Here is an 18985-nt window from a genome sequence, read left to right as displayed (position 1 = left end):
CTTACATAATGGCAGAACTATTACTTCCTTCTCCTCAAACAACGCTTGTCGTATTACTTGGCGCGAGTGAGTTTCCCCAGGCTCCCAGCTTCGAGTCATCTGAGGCTTTTGTCAATTCTGCAAAAAGCCTCAGAGCATATTTTATCAACATCTTCAAACTTCCCAAAGAGAACCTATTAGATCTATTTAATGCTGATGGCAGTCCCCCAGATATAGAAAAAAGGATTGGAAATTTCCTCAAGACACGTGTGTCAGAATTAAAGCAATCCGGGTTTGTTGCAAGGGATATTATCTTTTATTACGTGGGCCATGGAGGATTCGCAAGATCAAACCGATACCAACTCCTTATTCGTTCCTCGCAAGAACCAGGACCACAATCCTCTAAATTAGAGATGGAATCATTGGCGCACACTATTAAAGAGAACGCACGCTTTCTTCGGCGTATCCTGATCCTCGATTGTTGTTTCTCTGCAACAGCAGTCCAGTATCAAGCGCCAATGCCATTGATTGCTCTTAGACAAACTATGCAAGCATTTGAGGAAAAAGATAAAGGGAGAGGCTTTCCTTCCCGAGGAACGTCTCTTCTTTGTTCATCTAATCGCTATAGCCCTTCTGTAACCCTTTCTGGCGCTAAATATACGACGTTTTCAGAAGCACTACTATTTGTCTTGCAAAATGGTGATGTACATTCACGCAATAATCTTTCTCTTTATACGCTTGCTCACTTAATGGATGAGTTTCTATTCAAGAGCTATCAAGATAGTGTTCCCCGACCGGAAGTTCACTCTCCAGATCAGAGCGAAGGAGATATAGCAGAGATTCCCTTTTTTCCTAATATTGCGTTAGTAGATCAAGAAGTACTAGACGCTAATGCACATATAAATTCATCAGAATCTCTCCAGCTAACTAACGAAGCTTTTCTTAAGCCCATAAAATATATTCATTCTTATAATGCAATTAAGGGATGGGAATACGTTACTTACGAAAATCAGCGAGATTTAGGAGCTGCTTTAGCTGGACGTTCGCTTGGACCCTCAGACGTCGAGTCTTGTCCACAATTGCCCGAGGTCAAAACCATCTTACAGCAATTATCTGTCGCCTATAACGCCATAATTAAGGGAAGAAGCGGTTGTGGAAAGACAATCACAGCGTTTCAATCCGCATATGAGATGCATAAGCAAGGTTGGAAAGTCCTGCGTTTAGTAGAGCCTCACCTTGCTGTAGATGAGCTTATTGGTGCGATTAGTAATCTCCCGCAGCGAACAGTCTTAATACTCGATAACGCACAGTCACTTGATCAGCATTTAGTTCGACGTTTACAGGAACATTCCGGAAGTAACTTAGCAGTTATCATTGTTTTAACAGAAGAGGGTATTAACCCTCTTGATCATGATGCTGTTTCTATTGTTAACTCACGAGCAGTAGACATTCTTGCTAAAGCTATCCGTAATGGGGAAAAAGAAATTCTGTCTATAATTCAAAAATTGGATCCACACATCGGAGAAGGTTTCTTCGATGTACCTCTTGAGCGACGTATTGAAGAAGCTGTTCAATGCGAAACGCCTTGGCAATTCAACTTTGTATTAACAGGGGGAGAACTGCGCTCAAGGGACATCCTGGCTAAGGCAAGTGAAATGAATCGTGCAGATCTACTTCTTGTAACAATTGCAGTAGGCCAAATAGTTACCCTTGATGAGGGTGTGCCAATGTCTTGGCTCGAACGAGCTATATCCTTTCTGGGAAGAGACAAACAGTGGCTCGAACAATCTTTTCAACTGTTGCAAAAACAACGGGTGGTTTTTGGAAAAACTTACTATCGGTGCTCCCATTTACGGTTTTCAGTTTATGCTTTGCGTTTCTTGGTTGAGGACACAAAAAACCTAGAATGGAGCAACGTGGTAACAATGCTTCGAGGAATTATCTCATGGGAAAGCACCTCCTTACGAGGTATTAGTTGGCTTCTACGTGAGTTGCGCTTTGCTGACACCTTTATGTATCAGCAAAAAAACTATTCGATAGTTACTTATTCCAACTGGCAACAAATAGTTGAGAGATGCTGGATTGCTAATAGCGGAGAGGATCGCCGTGATGCTGCTTTTGTCTTAGACACACTAATCGATTGGTATCCTAATCATATACAAACTATTTCAGACAACATATTACTTCTTGCTCAGTGGATCGAGAATGCTGATAAGCATTCAGGCTTTGGCTTAGGATTACTGGTGAACAGTCTCAGCCAAGAATATAGGCAGAGCAAGCATGTCATACTAACTCTTATGAAGCATATTGATCCTCATGTTATGGCTTCTAAGCTCCCTCAATTAAAATGGGAAGGAGTTGCAGCATGGTCCTTTCTCATAGGTCGATTGTATGTAGCTTTTACTCAAGAGTGGCGAGTACAATTTAACCTTTGTTTAGACTTTACCTGCTTTAACGCATTGGTTGATGCGATGTCTAGGAATGACATATATGCCTTCGATCTCTTTCTTAATAATATAGGTCCTTCTCATACTGATAAGGCTTTAAATCTCATTGAAAGAGCCATCCCTCAGCTTGTGAATGCATTTCATAACGATTTTATCGAGACCTTTAAAGAATTTCGCGACGCTATTTGGTTTGTGCTCGGTTATGCACGAGGATTTTTACGCCGTAAGAGGCCCTCATCCTCTCAACACAGAATTGCAAAAAAAATTGCTAACGCTTTACAGCCACAAATAATAGCTAATGCAATATCATGTGCTGCACAACGTGATTGGGGTTCCTGTGCAGATATGCTCTCTTTCATCAAAGAAGCGGCCCCAACACAAGCTGCTAAAATTGCAAATTTGATTAAATTTTCCCAACTGGATGCAACAGCACAAGGACTTTGGGGAAGTTGTCCCCATGAACTATTACAGCTAATCTTATCTTTATCTATCTTGCCAAATCATGAACCAGCTAGATCATGGATTACGCAGCACTCAGAAGAGCTAAAAGAGATACATTGTGTTCTTGCTGTTGTTGCACCACAAACTATTGTAGAAAAGCTACGGACTGGTCATAATCTTCCGTTAACGCTTTTTAATTCAGAACTTTCTCTGCTAGCCTTGCGGTCAATCGCTACTATGGACAGTTTGCTAGCGGTTCGAGCCTTCAAACATAATGTAGCTACAATTGCAAAGGAGATATCAGAGCTTCAACCACACAATTGTCAAGGTGTATCCCCATTGATATCTTATCTTTATAGCTTATCGCAAGATGACTTTATTGCAATGATTAAAGATGTTAATCCAGTGGAAGCTAAGAAGAATTGGGGCTTGTGCTTACAGGGGAATACTGAATCTAAGAAGACTGTTGCTCTGATATTCGCATATTCTCAATTAGCAGAAGGTCCCATTGCAGAGATTATAAGTCATCTGAAAATGAAGTATCCAAGAGCATCTGTGTGCTGTAACCAGTGTTATGTATAAGTTGGTTGATCCGCTCGGTACGTCGCTGATTGACCTGCGTGACCGTGCGTTACTCCTGATCGGCTTTGCTGCCGGTGCGTTTCGACGTTCCGAGTTGGCGCAGCTGCGCCTGGCCGACATCACTGAAACCGAGGGCGGTTTGCGCGTGCAGCTCCGGCAATCCAAGACCGATCAAGAGGGTGAGGGCTTTGTCAAAGGCATCCCCTACGGTCATGAACAAAAAACGCGTCCAGTGCGCGCTTGGAGAGCATGGAAAGAAGCAGCAGGCATCACGGACGGCCAGGCGTTCCGGTCGATCACTCGCCACTCCAAGCTTGGCACTTCTCTATCAGATCGGGCAGTGGCCGAGATTGTGAAACGGCGTGCGAAGGCCGCAGGGCTTGAATATAACGACTTTTCTGGACACTCATTGAGAGCAGGATTGTGACGGCTGCGGCTCAAGCTGGGGTGAGTGAGCGGGTGATCGCTAAACAGACGGGGCATAAATCGCTGCAGGTGCTGCGCGGGTACATCCGCGATGGGTCACTGTTTACGGAGAATGCAGCGGCGAAGGTGGGGTTGTAGATCGGTTAACTCCTGTTCTAAAGTGCTGTGTGGTAGAGTGGGCGTTGATACTCAACCTACTTAATAGTGCCAATCGAAGATCAGCTGCTTGTTACATATTTACACCAGAATTTTGGTGATTTATTGACCCTCTTTATTCTTGTCATAAAGAAGGAAAGAAGAGTATAATAGGCGCGATTAAAAACTTATGCAAATATTAGTAGTATCAAAATTGTTTGCAGCAAGAAGTTTTTCCTAATGAGATTGCAGTAGCAGAGGAGAACACGAATTGGGTTTATTAAGTCTTCAAGGAGAAGGCCCTTTACTGGAGTATAAACTAGCCATACCTTCGTCACCTATGCTTGCTCATGTTATTGCGAGTTTTGCGAATAGTGAGGGTGGGGAAATTATCATTGGGGTGGACGATGATGGGACTATTAGAGGACTTGACTCTACAGAGTTAGAGAAGTCTCCTGGTGCAATACGTTCAGCTTTAAAGCTATTAAGACCTCATCCGGAGCTTAGTCATCATATTAAAGAGGTAGAAGGGAAAAGCCTCTTCGTTATTGAAGTACAAAAATCTCCGACGCCAGTTCGCACAGTAAATGGTCGTTTATATGTTCGCCGTGGGAGCAGAACAGTTTTAACGGAAGAGATCGCTTTCCAAGCGCTAGCGAATGCGGTTCCTACCGCAAAGCAAAATATTCTTTCATCGCTCGGAGTTAATGCACAGGAAACGGTTAGAGCTCAAAAATCTAACCAATTTGAAGAAATCGTTCATAAGCGAATTGAAGAGGAAACAGGTCTCAAAGCTAGCGAAGCTCTAATCGAGACAATCAAACTTACCCGCCAAGAACTTTTTAGCGAACGGAGAGAGAAACGCCTACAAGGACGCATCGCTTTTTTCGCCGCACTTATTGCCCTTGCGTTTGCTCTATCCTTGATATTTGTTGGAGTTATTTATATCTATGCTGGTATTCTGCAAGCTGGTATAGTTACCTCTGCTTCAAGTATTGTTTCTGGGATAGTCAGTGGGTTGGCATTTGTCTTTTTCAAGCAAGTAAGTGATAGATTGGATGAAACAGCGAAGGAGTTAGTTACTCTAGAGCAAACTCATACAGCTATAGAGTATATTGTTTTGTATATCAAAGATGAAACAAAAAGGGATGAGGCAATTATCGATTCTGTAAAGAGCCTCATGCTTAAAAAGTAAAAATAGAAGAGAAGTTCCTCTTAAGATAGGCTAGCAAACAGCGCATATATCTTACGTTCACGTCATTTTTGCTAGCGCTTCGGATTTCTAGTGACTCTCTATATTGTAGTATCGCTAATAGTACACCTCTACCTGTCGATCAGCAATACTATTCCAACCTCTGGTGATCGATGAAATTCGCAGAGTCATTCCGGCTCTCCCCTCCCCCACTTACCTATCAGAAGAGACCATGGCCATAAAGCGGAAAGGCTGGCGCGGGCGCTTCATAAGAAGGATGAGAGTGCTCGTGACTCTGCGAAGTAGTATAGTAGGGGTATGACTATAGATCAGTCTACCCTCTTTGACCGCAGAAAGTACGCAGGAGCACCGGAGCAGGTGTATCAGATAGAACCTCCAACTTCCCACCATACTGTACTGAAGATCCTGCTTGCCAACTATGCATATTTACAGAGCGGAGATTATTCCAAATACACGCCAGCCGATTTTACCAGCGATGTCAAACGGTTTGGCTTATTCGTCAAAGACACGCCGCTTTGCGAGATGCGGACGACAGATGTTCAGCAGTGGATTGGCGAGCTAAAAAAGACCCTGACGGCAAAAACGGTGAGCCGCAAACTATCGACAATGAACAATTATTTTAACTGGCTGGTGCAAACCGAAGTGATCGCCACCAACCCAATCCAGGCAATCCCCTACGTGCGAGTCACCTCCCCACTTCCCGATATCCTCTTTGAGAACGAGTGCCGCCAGTTGCGGGCGGCGGCCAGCCAGTACCCGCGCGCCTACTTACTGGCGCTGCTTTTGTTGGAGACCGGCATGAAGAAAGCCGAGTTGCTTACCTTAAAGCTGTTCCATTTTGATCTCTCCGATGCCTATGCTCCCGAGGTATGGCTGAAACATATCGATAAGCAGGTACACAAAGACTGGAAACTGAAGCTGCCGCCAGAGGTTGTACCAGTGCTGGCCGATTACGTCAAGCAATACGCCATAACCGACGCGCTCTTCCCCTACACGCCACGCTTTATTGAACAACTGCTCACGTCCACTGCTAGGCACGCCAGGCTCCAGAAGAACGTGACTGCCAGTATGCTGTGTGATATGTTTGTGGTCCTCAGTCTCAAGCAGGGAGCGAAGCTCGAGGACGTATTGCAGAAGATCGGGCAGAGCAACTCACCCTGGGCTGATGCGCAGCGGAAGTGTAGTAAGTTGGCGGCAGCGGGAATGTAAAAGAAGATATACAGTGCGGTAAGATTCCAATACTCATAAGCCATTACTAGGATGATCTGCTCGGTCTGGTAGGTGAGAAGATGGCTGATCCGGTGGCCGTCGTCGTCATTGATGAAACAGGCTTCTTGAAGAAGGTGACCAAATCGGTGGGAGTGGCACCGCAATATAGTGGGCAAGATCAGCAACTGCCAAATCGGTGTCTTTGTGGCCTATGCCGCCCAACAGGGACAGGTGTTGGTCGATCGGGAGTGGTAAGTATTATGATTGTTCCTCGGCGGGCGGCAATGGGTGGGTTTCTCCCGGTCAAACATCGTGTTATACTCCAATGGTGGGTGATTACCACTCATCTGAATCTGCCTATGCTGCTGGCTTTTATTCGACGAACGGCACATGGAAGCAGGTAGCCACCACAGCATCGTATTAGTCCCTCTCTGACATTTCTGGAGTCAAGTGGCTGGCTTGCACATTTCCAATGCATACCCTTCCCAGGCCGCTTGATGGAAATTCCAACAGCCTGTTGGCGAACATTGCAGAAGTATTCTGTGGGTGAGTTCTCTCGAATATCAGGATAGTTCTACAATGTTCGTCAGCAAACTGTTGGGATGGACAAACAACAATCAATGCTCTGGCGCTTCAGTGGCCTATGTACACCGTGGTGATGGCAAGAATACCATCGGGAGCGGCTTTCCCTGGATGACCACCACCAATTCCCGTGATTGACGCTGATTTCAAATCGGTCGAAGTTTGCCCAATGTACCAGCTCTCTCCCATCGTACTGTCTCTCTATTGCTCTGGATGAGCTCGGCGCAAAAAAACTTGCGCACCCATCCAGAGAAGCTGAGATAATGCGTGCAAATGTCACGCTGATATTTTCTCACCCTTCTTCGAGAGCCTCAGCGAGGTCGGAGAGCAGATGTCCAATGATTGAAGAGAGAGAGGGAATCAAGTGGGTGAGAATCGGTACACGCGTTCGAGAACTAAGAAAAGACGCTCTCCGCTCTTTTGAAACCCAAGATTACCAAACTTTGGTAATGTGATTATTTATAGAATTGCTTGTGCGAAAAAAAGAACATTTGACAGACTTAAAGACACCTTCAGGTACTGCATCCTTTCACACTACTGCATCCTTTCACACTACTGCATCCTTTCACACGCAGTGCCTGAAGGTGTCTTTCATTGCCCATTATTAGGGACGCTTCCGTTTCTCTTGCTGGAGGAGGGCTCTCATTTCCTCTTCGGAAAGGCAATCCGATGGACGCTCGTTGGTGGGCCATGGCTCCTGTCGCGCGCCATCAAGGGCGACTTCGGTGACCAGACACTGTGTGAAGCCAAAGGGAAAACGGAATGTGGAACTATCAATAATCCACGCGTGAAACTGATTTGATGTGTCCACTTCCCTTGAACGAGCAGGAAGCAGCTCAACACCTTCGCATTCTGGTCCGACGAGTTCGTCTTTGATACGTATTTTGTCCCTATACGGCAGAAAGATTTCTCTGTCTAAGCGCCGAAACGAGAGGTGGATCAGATCGGGTCCACCGTCGTTTGCCTTGAGGCGTCTGAGATGGACCTGATAGCGACTGTTAAGATAGATCTCACTTTCAGGGTCTCGTGGATCCTTCTCGCATTGGACAAACGGCGTCCAGGGGATGCTCAGAAGATCGTGTGTGGTGCTGTTTCTTGCGTTTCATCGCTTGTTCTTTCTTTAGAAAAACAGACGAAGCCTTACTGGGGCGTCGTCTGTCACTTTTCAAATCATTTCTTGTGGCGTTTGGCTCAGCGCTCATCTTCGTTGTAAGCAGTCGTTTGCTCTTGCTGCGCTGCGAGAGGAGTTCCTGTCACCTGCTGACAGTAGCGTTCTGCCGCTTCAGCTCCAAAGAATCCGGAGAGGATTTTTTGAGCGTCAAAGTGGTGACCAAAACAGGTGACCCCACCAGGCGCAAATGAGAGCACCGCCAGGGCTTGCGCTGTCTGATTGAAGATGTCAGCTGTTTCACCTCTCACCTCGCTCCGAAAGAGAAGGCGATCCCCCTTTGATGCAAGGAGTGTTCCCACGTGATGCGCTGCTTCCAGGTCGTTTTTATCGGGACCTTGCCGTTCATAGAGCCCGAGCACGCGAAGAGGAACGGCTGCACTGAGTGCGATGGCAAGATGGCTTGAGGCGACTGAAGGCTGCCCAGTGAGGTGAGGTGATGCACCCAGGGGAGGGCGAGGTGGTATTGCCTCGTGGGTAGCTGCCGCTTTTCGCTCGGCGCGACGTTGGCGTTTCGCTTGTCGTTCTGACATGTCTATCTCCTTTTTTGAACACAACAATGCCTCCTGCCCAGCCGTGATCATGGCCGGGGAGAAGGCATGCTTTTCCATGACAAGAGCACAAAGATGCGCGTGTCTTCTCTGCGTGCTTGTCGTCTTGATGCTGTTCCTCTCTCTTCCTTCCTACCTGTCTGTGAACGTGTGGTTCAGATGCAACAGGAAAGCGATCCGCTTGCCGTGGAGCAGTGTGCTCTTACTGGAATCAAAGCAGCACACCACTGCGGGTGTGCAGAGAGGAGAAAGTGGAGGTAATGAAACGGGGAAACTGGCTAGGAGGTGGGCCAGTCAATGAGCGTCGAGAGGATGCTACAATCGCAAGTGATCCCAAGCGCTCTGAGGTGTGTCAGGTGACTCTCCACCTCCAGACCCTGACGTCTCAGCCAGACTGCTGTATGCTGAAAGGTGTGGTTACATCTATAGCGCCACCCATTCTTGCTCGGTTGGGCATGGCACTGGTGTGGTTCTTGCAACCAGGTATAGAGTGCATCAAATTGCCGTTGATTCAACATCGTTATGCTGTCCCTCCCATGGTGTTTCCATCACCCCCTTCGATATCCTCTGGAGTAGGTGTCCTCTGAGACTCACTCGTGCTTTGCAGAGGATTCACCGGAGTGAAGAGGGAGCCTTCGTAGCCAATCTCAGCACACCTGGCCCAGGACAGCAGGAAGAGTTGCCACGTGGCTTCAAGCAGCGTAGTGTCCTCTTCCTTGGGAAACAGGAACCAGACGGCCCTGGGGAGGCGTTTCTGACAGGCAGGGAGCATCTCTGGGTCTATCCAGGGAGAGAGGTAGGTCAGCACCTGCGTCCAGGGAGTGAAGAAAAGATGGAGACAGTAGAGACGCGCCGGGTAGGCCACCTGATCTTGCCGGGAGAACAGTTCATCAAAGCATTGCCAGTGCATACGTAGAGCATAGCCATGAGCCTCAAAGCATAGTTGATTGACCAGGGCAATGGCCTCTTGCAGCGATGCCTCATCCTGTATCACCTGTCGACTTCGCTCATATGACACCCTTCCCAACGTTACCACCTGCCAGGGTCGCGTGGCGAGACGTGCGCGCAGCGCCTCTTCCTGTTGGGCACAGGTGGCCAGGGTACGCTGGAGCATCTCCACTGCGTTTGCCAGGAGTGTGCCTTCCCCCAGACGAGAGAGGGGACCAAAGAGTATCTCTGGATCAGGATCTTCTTCAGGTTCATGCACCATTTCCCCGCAGGCATGAAGGACGCAGCGATCAAAGGTGAGCATCTCACCAAGCAACCCAGGATCAGACCTGGTTCCTGTGAGTACCTCATGCAGTAGTTCACCCGTCCACCCACGCGCATCAGCTTCAAGCCAGAGTTGTTTGAGTGCACGCTCAGTTCGCTCCATATCGGTACTGCCCACGATGGACGCGGTAGCGAGACGCTGCTGCAAACACGCCTCCACCTCTTCCAGGAGCTCTGCAATGATCTCCTCCGAGAAGAGATGGCTCACTCTCCAGGCGTGCGCCAGGGCAATGGCGCGCTTCCAGGTCGCGCGTTCTTCCGCCCACTCTTCTTCGAATGACGCGTAGGGCAGTGTGGGAGGACACTGAGCATGGGCCAGTTCGTGGAGAAACGTACGCAAGGCCTGCTCCTCTGGTACATCGGAGGAATACCAGACCCAGATGTCGTGATCCTCGATGGAATAGGCCCCCGCTGCGCGAAGATCAAGTGGCTGGCGAACCACCAGGAGGTCGCTCACGACGATCCCCGCGGCTCTGGCGCACTCCCATAGGTGGAGGAATGCGTCAGGTGGCGGATCGATCAGGGGGTCAGGTGCCCCTGGAGGCAGTGACGCACGCAGCTCCTGGAGTTGACGGGTGAACGTGGAACGTCGGCGGTTATGCATGCGTGGCTCTCCCTTTCGTGCGTGGGGTAGAGGTGGTAGGCACGGCAAGCTGTGTGCCCAGGCGTTGCATGACGATGAGGAAGCAATCCGCCAGTGCCTGGTCTTCTGGCATTTCGTGTAAGGCATGCCAGAGATCCTGATAGGCCGCCTGCCAGTGCTGCTGTTTAGCATGGAGCAATCCACGAATGTGAAAGAAACGCGCACACGTTGGATGGAGCCTGATCGCCGCGTTGAGGTCCTCAATGGCATCCTGATGAGAGTGCAACAGGGAACAGACGCCACCACGCTGGGCATAGAGTTCTGCATAGGCCTCAGCCCGTTCCTGCTGCCGTGGCAGGCGTGGATCAGGGCTGACTGGCGTGAGGATGTCTGTAAGCACCTTGTGCGCCTTGTGCAGGTGTTTGAGCTGAATGAGGACCTTCGCGTCGTACCAGGTCCATGCTAGCGGGTCATACTCCTGTGGCTGAAGCCAGGCCCGCGCCTGTTTCCAGAGTGGAAGCGCATCTGGGTAGCGTTCCTGTGCTGTGGCGAGGACCGCAAGCACCAGACAGGCGAGCCCTTCCAGTCGCCTCGTTGTTCCCCCATTGCTGCTCACATGTTGCAGGAGCGCATGCAGATCCTGCCGTGCCTGCTCAGGCGCTCCAAGCAGGGCATAGGCTGTCCCACGTTGTAGCAGCAGGCGTTGTGTATTGTTGTGTTGAAAGAAGAGCACGCGTGAGTTGGCTTGAGGACGCCTCAATTGTGATGACCAGAAACTCACGTGCTTCGCGAGTCGTGAGCGCTCAACGGTGCCGTCGTCGCTCACGCGGGAGCACACCTCTATGAGCGGATGGGTTGGATTCAGCATGAGGATCTGGTGCAAGGCGTACCCGATCTCTGATGCGAGCGTTGGTGCTGATATGGTGGACATGATGGAACTTACTCCTTTCAAAACTGAGAGCATGGTCTGATGGTGAGGTACCAGAAAGAGGGCAGCATTGTCGCCCTCTCCCTGGCATGGCTTGTGTTGTGTGGGCAAGGGTTAGTCTTCTCCCCCCGCGTGGGCCATGGCGCAAAGCACGGCATGGAAGGCCTGGGCACATTGAAGGGGATTGGGTGTGGGTGGCAGGGTGATCCCGCATCGTTGGCAGAGATCTGAAAGCCGTAACCCCAGTTCGCCAAAGTAGGCCCGGGTATGAGCGCGCAGATCTTCCATCTGGACGCAGAGAGGCGGGAGGTGCAACTGTGCAGCGGCTTCTGCAAGTCGTGCCAGATCATAGTCACACTGGAAACTAAGCAAGAAGCGGCCCTGACAGGATTGGGCAAGGTGATCCCACACCTCAGGCAAAGAAGGTGCCGACGCCAGTTGGGCTGCGCTCAGCCCATAGGTCTCCCCGCGTGCAAAGGAAATGGGGTTCATTGGGCGAACTACGAGCTGTTTGATGGGCAGACCTGCTCGATCAACCAGGGTGACCGCGATGATTTCGGCGTCATGTGAGAGCCCGGCGGTGGTTAGGTGGAAGATGGCCAGGTCAGGGCGTGCCAGTATCTCCTGTGCCCACCGGATTTCCTGGAGTGGTGGAAGCGGTGGGAGGGTGTGGAGCGCGTAGCGCAGGTGCCCGATGTCCTGCTGCATACGGACCTGGATCTGCATCAGCAACTGCTCCAGGTGCTCGCGTCTCTGGGCTCGCACAGCGCGAGAGTTTCCTGCGGGTAAAAGGCTTGCCTGCTGCTCTTCTTCCAGGAGGGCACGTGCCTGTTCGATGGCCTGCTGGTAATCAAAGGGGAATGGGTTGATGATATGCGTCATATGCATGTCCTTTCAGACAAAGGACGACAGCTTCCCACTATACATGGGGGAAGCTGTCGTCATCAGAAAACAATGGGAAAATGTTGTATGCCGGGGAGATCGTGAGGTATGCTCAGAGGAGAGAGCGTTGGAGGAAATCCCGCTTCCTCTTGGTGGTGCCTCTTCAGGAGTGATGTTACAGATCGTATCCTGAAGAGGTTCTTTCTGTTTAAAGTTGATCCTCACGCCTTTGCTGAAGCAGGTGTTCAACGGAGGCAAGGGCATCGCGTATCTCCTTCAGCTTGTCGGGGAAGATGTAGTAGTAGTTATGCTTCCCCTGTTGTTTCACTCCAATCAGCCTGGCAAACAGTAAGAGCCGCAAATGGTGCGACACAACGGGCTGGCTGCGTGGGATTCGTTCGACCAGTTCACTGACACAGAGGTTGCCGCCTTCTTGTGCGAGCAAGCGGAGCAAACGAAATCGGATGGGGCTGGCGAGGGCCTCAAGCAGGAGCACGAGGTCTGCGTCCTCTTCCAATCCTGCTTCTCTCCAGTCTGTGTTCTCACTCGGCGCTGAGTCTGCCTCCGGAACGGAAGGCATGAGCGAGAGATGAGGGGAACGTTGTTGTTGTGTATTCATAGGGGTTATCCTTTCCTTGGTGTGTTGGTTGAAGGTGTGTGTTCCTCGTTTCGGGTAAAGGGCCGTCGGTGTACTGACAGAGCGGGCAGATCAGGGTCAGGGTGTATTGGGTCTGGTCCACATGAGGAGTGAGCCAGCTTTCGCAATGGGGACAGGAGGGGGATTCCTGCATGAACCCCAGGGCGGTAGAAGGCAAACTGGAGGCGGCAGGCCTCAAAGGCACAATAACTTCTGTCTGTGCCACAAGCCAGTGGCGAATGGCATCGGCGGTCTGTCCTCGCAGTTCCAGGGTCTGGATAGAGGAGGTGGCGTCGCCCATGAGCGGATCTGGCTGTGACATGTAACGCAGGAGCAGAGAATTGTCACCCTCGATGGCACTCTCCTGCAACTCACAGATGTGTGTATGTGAGAGCAGGTGGATGCCGAGCTGAAGAAATGGCCGAGGGGTCGAGAGATGCGCGTGGAGGTACCAGGTGAGCAGGGTTTCCTGATCGGCTGGGTTTTGAATCAACAGTGGTGCCAGTCGTTCGCTTGCAAACACGATCTCGATCCCTGGTGCAAGCAGACGAGAGCGGTGATCAATGAGGGTGACAATGTGTTCGCGATCAAGGATACGACCACCAAGTGGCAGGTACCTGTAGGAGTGCCCTGCGGGTGGGAGTGGTTGCTTGTCGTTCGTGTCAACGGGTGAAGACGTGTCATGGCGTGCATGTGTCTCAGACATGGCAGCATGATTTCCTTTCTATGCATGAGATGTGGGTAGTGACGTTGATCCTGCTGGAGGAGTGATGGAGGAGGGCTGCGGCAATGGAGAGGGAAACAACTATTCATGAGCAGTGGGTCTCTGCATGCTCTGTTGTGAGTTGCTCAGGCAGGACGGCTCGTGTGAAGGCAATGGCAGTGGGATTACCTGAAAAGGGCGCGCAGTGTAAAAGGTGATCAGTTGTGTGACGCGTTTCGCGAGGGCGCGGCTGACGGCAGGTGGAAGTTGTTCCAGTTGTCGCTAGTCGGTGAGGGCAGCGAGCCGATGGAGTCGTGGAAGCAAGAGTTGAGGCAGGACGCGCAAAGGCATGGGAGGGAGCGCAACGCTCCAGATAACGTAGCCTGTGCAACACGTGCTTACCTGACAGCGGCGCGTTCTCATCCCACCTTCTATCTTTACCAGGAGTTGATCGGTATAACGCCAGGTGCGAAATCCGCAGGGGATGAGTGCCTCTGGCTGTGTGGATGGGGCGGGTGGAATATGGGCAAAGTCAAGATGCTGGCGTCGCCACTCTCGTCTCCACCACTCGGCGAGGCGCAGCTCCATTTCGTGATTGAAAGGGGTAATGACCTGATCATAGTATGGCAAGAAGAAACGTGTTGGTTCGGGGCGCCCAAAGGGCTGGAAGAGGCGTTTCAGGGTGTCAAAGCCTTCGATACGGGCGAGCACCTGCTCAGGAAAGACGCGTCTGTAGCCATGTTCCTGGTCCGTGATGTTGGCTGGGTCGCTAGTAAAGTCCGCAAGCCAGGCCTGGGCTGTCTTCTTGTAGACGGTAGTGAAGGCCTCGATTTCTTTGAGCAAGAAACGATAGCGTGCATCTTCTCGACGCATAGAGCGTTCTCCTTATTTCGTTGAAAAAAGACATGAAAAACTGGCTCACCCGCCTGCATTGGCAGGCGAATGAGCCAGTAAAAGGGAATCTATATGAACAGGAACATCGTTGTTCCTGGGATGAGCGTATGGTTAGCGCAGGTAGTAGGTCAGGACCACGTCTCGACGGTTATGCCCAAGCGCCCGCGAGACGGCCAGTACTGCCTCCTCATCCAGAATGCCGCGTGGAAGTCGACCAGTGGCAGGAGGGAGTGGCAGGCCTGAGAGTTGTTGATAGAGGGCCTGAGCATACTGTCGTCGATACGCGTGGATATCCAGGCGGCTTGGGATGCGAGCAAAGACCTTCTCTTCCTCACCCCTCCCTTGTACCAGGCCAAGCACTATGGCTTCTTGCCCTGAAAGAACCGGGACCTGGCGCACTTTGCCCCCCTTGCCCTGCACGTGAAGCACCACGCGTCCATCCGGCTGCTCCAGGATCTGGCCCACCTGAAGCATTCTCACTTCGCGCCGCCGTAATCCGGTCGCACGGAGGAAGGCGAGCAGGGGTTGCCAGTGCTCAGGTTGAAAGTGATGTGAAGGCAGTTCCTCATGCATGGGAGACTGGCGGGAACGCTGAATGGCTTCCCGGTGACGCGGTGGGAGAGGTACGTTTTCTGCCAGGAGTGGGGAGCCAAAGAAGAGTCGTAACGCGCTGCGCTCGGTGGCCAGCGTCCAGGGGCTATAGCCTTCCTGCACGTGCAACTGTAAGTAGGCCGAGACGAGTTCGTCGGCACGCTGGTCGACCTCGGCCAAACGTTTGGTGCCGTGAGTCGCTCGGCACCAGCGCAAAAAACGCATCACCATGTCCTGGTAGGTGGCCCGTGTCTGGTAGGAGTGGATCTTCCCATCAGAGAACGACCAGAAGTGCTCGCCCTGCGCGCGAGCCTGGGCTTTTGCTTGCGCACGGCTGTCTCCCAGTGCCATTAAGCCATCAAGTCGTTGAAGCGCTTCATAGAGGAGTCCTGGTCGTTTTCCCATGGTGAATACATCCTGCTTCGGTCGAAAGGCATAGTTTGCCCCAGGAGGGCAAGGGGTCAGTTCAGTACTTCCGAAGCTGCGTGCAGGTACCCTGAGGCACCGTGCCAGGCCAGATGAAGACAGGGAGATGCTCCGTCCTCTCTCAAACCTCCTGTTTGTCTGTTTATTCTTCCATCGGAAGATGCCCACAGGAAACCAAGCAGGCCCAGAACACAGGATGCTTCTGTCTTCTCTTGAATATGCGGCCAGGGAGCAGGGCTACGACCTGGCGCACGTGCAGCGCCAGGAGACCCGGGGCGAATGGAGCGACTCAACATCCACCCTGGTCCCCCTTCTTGTGCGCTACAGTTCTCACGAATGAGAACGTATGTTCTCCTGTAATACGGGTGAGAACAGGCTGTGGTTACATGTTTCTCCTCACCTTCTCAAAAAACGGCTTTTCTCTTGAAAAAGGGAACAAGCACCTCACTCTGGTTTGGTGACAGGAGGCTGCGAGAGGGGTATTTGCCGCTGCAGTAATTCCTCGCGCACAATATCGACCTCGGGAGGAGCGGTGATACCGAGTTTGGCCCTTCCCTCATTCACCTCAAGGACTTCAATGAGAATATTTCCAGAGAGGATGATGCGCTCTCCTGTCTTGCGTCGTATGACTAGCATAGTGGGTCCCTGCTTTCTTCTGTGTTCTCGCTCACTGATGGTGCTTGCATCGGCTGGTGTGCGTCCGGTGCTTCCTGTATTGGAAGAACTGGGGACGTTTCGTAGGCGCTGGCAACAGCTTTTTTGATGACCTGATGCTTGCGCAGTTCGGGTCGGAGGAGTGGAATCCACTTCGGTTCCGAATGTTTGACCGTAACCCCTCCCTCCCGGCGGGTGCCATCCTTGCGCCTTGGATAGCTACGAGTAAAGGTGTCGATAACCCTCTGCTCATAGATCAGGTCTTCGGGGTGGGCCTGGGTCAGCCAGTTCTGGCGTTTTTGGGGGCGCTCATCCTCCATGTGAACGATGGACGGCTTCTCTGAAAGATCATAGGCAACCTTGATGTAGGTCTTCCTCTGTGTGACCCACTTGTCTTTGGGTTTCCCTTTGCCTCTGACACGTGGGACCTGTTCTTTCGCCTGGTAGGACATGACATGATCTGGAAATTCCGGGGTTGCTGCGGTGCGTGCATAGCGTTTGTGCAGCATCCCGGTCACAAGAGCAAGCCAACGTATCCACGCAAACACCTCGCTCATGTGTTGCTCTTCGAGCAGAACCCAGCATGCGTAGTGGGTGTCGTATGACAGGCGGAGGGCGACAGAGGCATTTTCGCCAATCACATCAATATTCCAGCGCGAGGCTTCCTGACCAAGAATCTGATGGGCTTGAAACCACTTGATTGGATCCTCATGTGGGTCAAGGACCTCATTGAGTTCCTGTTCAGGGTAGCGAGGATACACAAACACGGCTCGTACGCGACCATGAGGGCTGGGTTGAGGCTCATCAAACTCAATCCAGAGCCGTTGTTCCGCCCGAAACAGGTCTTGGGAGAGCTGGTTGTAATGAGCCAGTTGTGCTTCAGGGGTGGTCCAGCCCTTGCGTAAGCAGAGATCCTCGTCGACACGCGCCAGATCCTGGCACATCTTCCTGGCCGAGTCCGTCCAGAGCCAGAGTTGTGCATGCTCCAACATCTGGCGGAACATCGCCGCTTTGAGGGGATCAGCGTGCTGTACCAGAGGGGAACCAACCACAATCTGCTCTGCGGCAAAGGTCATTTTGAAGATCTCAACGAAAGGTCTCCCCTCCGCAAGCAACGCCTCAATCGTCGCAATCCAGGATTGTTGACGTTGCACTCGTTCTTCCTCAGAAAGCTCGATCTGAGCGGGATCAGTAAAAGTGATAGGACGCTGCTTGCGAGAGACATGGATTCGCCCATGCCGCGTTTCAGCTGCGATCTCAGGCTCTTTACTTAAACGCGCACGCACCAGGGCATCAAGGAAGGTCTCATCGAGCCTCAGGAAAGGGGTATAGGGTGCGAAAGCGGCCTCTATGCGCTTCTGCTCATGCTCTGGAGGTGATGTCTCATCCAGGGAAAAGAGGATGGCATAGTAGCGACCAGCCGCCATGTAGGTGTTGACTGTGAGGGTCCCTTGCAGGGTCGCGAGCAGGGTCTGGCATGCGCCAAAGAGGGCCTTTTGCTCGCGAGGGCCGGGGACTTCAACGGCTCGGTACCAGCAGGGAAGAAGCAAATCCGTCATTGTGATACGGACTCCTTTCCAAAAACACACTCCCACCAGGAGTACGCTCACGATGCTACGCCTCATGACGCACGTGAGCATGTTCCTGATGGGAGTGAAGGAAGAAGAAGGGGCGTGAAAAATGGACGTGTGAGGGGGAGAACGGGCAGTGGGAAGCGTCGAGCAGCCTTGATGGGTCTGGGTCATGAGCGCGGCTCATCCCATTGGGCGACGTCAAAGACGCGTGGGAGCAGGCGTTGCCAGAGGGAATAGATACCCACATTGGTGGCGGGTTCGTCCTCTGACGAGAGGACGGCGAGCAGGAGGGTCAGGGGGCGACGCGTGACAAGCTCTTTGCTGAGCATGGCTGGGAGTCGCCAGAGAAAGCCCTGCCATCGCATTCCTGGGTGAGGTTCAACCAGATGTGCAAGGCGTGCGAGGTGAGAGGTGCCGAGTCCCTCGCATTCCTCGTGCCTGGGAGGGGGAAGAAGGCGTTCCACCCAGCGTAACTGCCAGGAGACCGCATCAAGTTCCCCAGGGAGATCGGTTTGCAAGGTGAGCAGGGCCGTTCCCATGTGTGCCAGAGACCGCGACATCTCGTGCTGGGTGTGTTCGGCCATTGCGAACACACAGGCCTGAGGAAAGATGTCTCGTTTCTGGAAACTGCTCGCCGGGAGGAGCGTACCAAGGCCGGTCGACGGAGGCTCCGTGGAGGCAGTAGCAGCATCGGGCAGGGCCTGCCAGAGGATTTGGGTGCCCAGGCGACCAGGGTAGATCTCGATGGTACAGACGGCACCTGTGCAGCCGGGACACATGCGCATCGGTAACTCATAAAAGGTGCCATCTCTGTGCATCGGAGCGTGTAACTGATGCCCGATCCGAGCGGCCTGTTCGGGAGAGAGTCGAAGCACGAAGAGACGGTGATCGGCTTGCCACCAGGGAAACGCACAGCGAGGACACCACCAGAGGACCTGCCTCCCGCCATACACCGTCTCGGGAAAGAGTTGGGAAAACTCTCGGGAGAGGAGGACTTGTTGCTGGGTGCGAAAATCGTCATAGTGAGGTGGAATTGCGTTGAAAACATCATCGAGGGATGTTACACTACCTAAGTTTCGCCCAAACTAGCAACAGGTTCGCCAGCCCT

19 protein-coding genes and 1 pseudogene are annotated in these 18985 nt (G+C 51.9%); 6 read left to right on the top strand and 14 right to left on the bottom strand.

Annotated features, from left to right (window positions below):
* The first annotated feature begins 8 nt into the window (after positions 1 to 8).
* From KRAC_RS05285 to KRAC_RS68945, 5 genes and pseudogenes are all read left to right on the top strand, one after another.
* A complete protein-coding gene (locus tag KRAC_RS05285; protein ID WP_040441935.1) occupies positions 9 to 3449 on the top strand; it encodes a DEAD/DEAH box helicase family protein in 3441 nt (1146 codons plus the stop codon).
* Positions 3442 to 3876 (top strand): site-specific integrase, encoded by a 435-nt coding sequence (locus KRAC_RS05280; protein ID WP_052567978.1) that lies wholly within the window; start codon positions 3442 to 3444, stop codon positions 3874 to 3876. Before KRAC_RS05285 ends, KRAC_RS05280 begins: the two co-directional genes overlap by 8 nt.
* A gap of 405 nt (positions 3877 to 4281) precedes the next feature.
* The gene (locus KRAC_RS05275) at positions 4282 to 5205 is read left to right on the top strand and encodes an AlbA family DNA-binding domain-containing protein (RefSeq protein ID WP_007905041.1); all 924 of its coding nucleotides are present in this window, start codon (positions 4282 to 4284) and stop codon (positions 5203 to 5205) included.
* Positions 5206 to 5520: 315 nt separating this feature from the next.
* Positions 5521 to 6432 (top strand): tyrosine-type recombinase/integrase, encoded by a 912-nt coding sequence (locus KRAC_RS05270; protein WP_007905040.1) that lies wholly within the window; start codon positions 5521 to 5523, stop codon positions 6430 to 6432.
* Positions 6433 to 6500: 68 nt separating this feature from the next.
* Positions 6501 to 6678 (top strand): annotated as a pseudogene (locus KRAC_RS68945) (transposase); the annotation flags it as partial.
* A 387-nt stretch (positions 6679 to 7065) separates the two neighbouring features.
* Here KRAC_RS68945 and KRAC_RS70785 read toward each other — a convergent pair.
* The 11 genes from KRAC_RS70785 to KRAC_RS05220 form a co-directional block, all read right to left on the bottom strand.
* Complete coding sequence (locus KRAC_RS70785) at positions 7066 to 7203, bottom strand: hypothetical protein (protein WP_157506314.1); 138 nt, start codon at positions 7201 to 7203, stop codon at positions 7066 to 7068.
* Between the two features lie 415 nt (positions 7204 to 7618).
* A complete protein-coding gene (locus tag KRAC_RS79285; protein WP_420795792.1) occupies positions 7619 to 7957 on the bottom strand; it encodes a DUF7694 domain-containing protein in 339 nt (112 codons plus the stop codon).
* Between the two features lie 248 nt (positions 7958 to 8205).
* Positions 8206 to 8715, bottom strand: coding sequence for a hypothetical protein (locus KRAC_RS05260; RefSeq protein WP_007905034.1), 510 nt, complete (start codon positions 8713 to 8715; stop codon positions 8206 to 8208).
* Positions 8716 to 9011: 296 nt separating this feature from the next.
* Positions 9012 to 9251, bottom strand: coding sequence for a DUF2695 domain-containing protein (locus tag KRAC_RS05255; RefSeq protein WP_007905030.1), 240 nt, complete (start codon positions 9249 to 9251; stop codon positions 9012 to 9014).
* A gap of 2 nt (positions 9252 to 9253) precedes the next feature.
* Positions 9254 to 10609: a hypothetical protein gene (locus KRAC_RS05250; protein ID WP_007905028.1), complete on the bottom strand. Its 1356-nt coding sequence runs from the start codon at positions 10607 to 10609 to the stop codon at positions 9254 to 9256.
* Entirely contained in the window at positions 10602 to 11519 is a 918-nt protein-coding gene (locus KRAC_RS05245) for a tetratricopeptide repeat protein (protein WP_007905026.1), read from the bottom strand. The genes KRAC_RS05250 and KRAC_RS05245 overlap by 8 nt, the downstream gene beginning before the upstream one ends.
* 111 nt (positions 11520 to 11630) lie before the next feature.
* The gene (locus KRAC_RS05240; protein ID WP_007905025.1) at positions 11631 to 12398 is read right to left on the bottom strand and encodes a 3'-5' exonuclease; all 768 of its coding nucleotides are present in this window, start codon (positions 12396 to 12398) and stop codon (positions 11631 to 11633) included.
* A 208-nt stretch (positions 12399 to 12606) separates the two neighbouring features.
* Positions 12607 to 12915 (bottom strand): ArsR/SmtB family transcription factor, encoded by a 309-nt coding sequence (locus tag KRAC_RS05235; RefSeq protein WP_007905023.1) that lies wholly within the window; start codon positions 12913 to 12915, stop codon positions 12607 to 12609.
* A gap of 25 nt (positions 12916 to 12940) precedes the next feature.
* Complete coding sequence (locus tag KRAC_RS05230; protein ID WP_007905022.1) at positions 12941 to 13741, bottom strand: hypothetical protein; 801 nt, start codon at positions 13739 to 13741, stop codon at positions 12941 to 12943.
* 279 nt (positions 13742 to 14020) lie between these two features.
* Positions 14021 to 14611 (bottom strand): hypothetical protein, encoded by a 591-nt coding sequence (locus KRAC_RS73620; RefSeq protein WP_007905021.1) that lies wholly within the window; start codon positions 14609 to 14611, stop codon positions 14021 to 14023.
* Between the two features lie 132 nt (positions 14612 to 14743).
* Entirely contained in the window at positions 14744 to 15628 is an 885-nt protein-coding gene (locus tag KRAC_RS05220; protein WP_007905020.1) for a site-specific integrase, read from the bottom strand.
* Positions 15629 to 15845: 217 nt separating this feature from the next.
* Between KRAC_RS05220 and KRAC_RS70775 the strand changes: the two genes are divergently transcribed.
* Complete coding sequence (locus KRAC_RS70775) at positions 15846 to 15989, top strand: hypothetical protein (protein ID WP_007905019.1); 144 nt, start codon at positions 15846 to 15848, stop codon at positions 15987 to 15989.
* Between the two features lie 104 nt (positions 15990 to 16093).
* Here KRAC_RS70775 and KRAC_RS05210 read toward each other — a convergent pair whose 3' ends face one another.
* The 3 genes from KRAC_RS05210 to KRAC_RS05200 all read right to left on the bottom strand — a co-directional run bounded on the left by KRAC_RS05210 (position 16094) and on the right by KRAC_RS05200 (position 18830).
* A complete protein-coding gene (locus KRAC_RS05210) occupies positions 16094 to 16285 on the bottom strand; it encodes a carbon storage regulator (protein WP_007905017.1) in 192 nt (63 codons plus the stop codon).
* Complete coding sequence (locus tag KRAC_RS05205; protein WP_040441929.1) at positions 16279 to 17862, bottom strand: hypothetical protein; 1584 nt, start codon at positions 17860 to 17862, stop codon at positions 16279 to 16281. Before KRAC_RS05205 ends, KRAC_RS05210 begins: the two co-directional genes overlap by 7 nt.
* Before the next feature lie 182 nt (positions 17863 to 18044).
* Positions 18045 to 18830, bottom strand: a complete 786-nt coding sequence (locus KRAC_RS05200) for a hypothetical protein (RefSeq protein ID WP_244421966.1) — start codon at positions 18828 to 18830, stop codon at positions 18045 to 18047.
* Positions 18831 to 18985: the final 155 nt, after the last annotated feature.

This window comes from Ktedonobacter racemifer DSM 44963, from assembly GCF_000178855.1.
Classification (GTDB): domain Bacteria; phylum Chloroflexota; class Ktedonobacteria; order Ktedonobacterales; family Ktedonobacteraceae; genus Ktedonobacter; species Ktedonobacter racemifer.
Note: the sequence above shows the minus strand (reverse complement) of the source record. Positions and strands in the feature narration are given on the sequence as shown.

Coding starts and splice junctions, on each gene's coding strand:
- KRAC_RS05285 (WP_040441935.1), top strand. CDS start 9: ATGGCAGAACTATTACTTCCTTCTCCTCAAACAACGCTTGTCGTATTA.
- KRAC_RS05280 (WP_052567978.1), top strand. CDS start 3,442: ATGTATAAGTTGGTTGATCCGCTCGGTACGTCGCTGATTGACCTGCGT.
- KRAC_RS05270 (WP_007905040.1), top strand. CDS start 5,521: ATGACTATAGATCAGTCTACCCTCTTTGACCGCAGAAAGTACGCAGGA.
- KRAC_RS70785 (WP_157506314.1), bottom strand. CDS start 7,203: ATGGGAGAGAGCTGGTACATTGGGCAAACTTCGACCGATTTGAAATCA.
- KRAC_RS05260 (WP_007905034.1), bottom strand. CDS start 8,715: ATGTCAGAACGACAAGCGAAACGCCAACGTCGCGCCGAGCGAAAAGCG.
- KRAC_RS05255 (WP_007905030.1), bottom strand. CDS start 9,251: ATGTTGAATCAACGGCAATTTGATGCACTCTATACCTGGTTGCAAGAA.
- KRAC_RS05250 (WP_007905028.1), bottom strand. CDS start 10,609: ATGCATAACCGCCGACGTTCCACGTTCACCCGTCAACTCCAGGAGCTG.
- KRAC_RS05245 (WP_007905026.1), bottom strand. CDS start 11,519: ATGTCCACCATATCAGCACCAACGCTCGCATCAGAGATCGGGTACGCC.
- KRAC_RS05240 (WP_007905025.1), bottom strand. CDS start 12,398: ATGACGCATATCATCAACCCATTCCCCTTTGATTACCAGCAGGCCATC.
- KRAC_RS05230 (WP_007905022.1), bottom strand. CDS start 13,741: ATGTCTGAGACACATGCACGCCATGACACGTCTTCACCCGTTGACACG.
- KRAC_RS73620 (WP_007905021.1), bottom strand. CDS start 14,611: ATGCGTCGAGAAGATGCACGCTATCGTTTCTTGCTCAAAGAAATCGAG.
- KRAC_RS05220 (WP_007905020.1), bottom strand. CDS start 15,628: ATGGGAAAACGACCAGGACTCCTCTATGAAGCGCTTCAACGACTTGAT.
- KRAC_RS70775 (WP_007905019.1), top strand. CDS start 15,846: ATGCTTCTGTCTTCTCTTGAATATGCGGCCAGGGAGCAGGGCTACGAC.
- KRAC_RS05210 (WP_007905017.1), bottom strand. CDS start 16,285: ATGCTAGTCATACGACGCAAGACAGGAGAGCGCATCATCCTCTCTGGA.
- KRAC_RS05205 (WP_040441929.1), bottom strand. CDS start 17,862: ATGACGGATTTGCTTCTTCCCTGCTGGTACCGAGCCGTTGAAGTCCCC.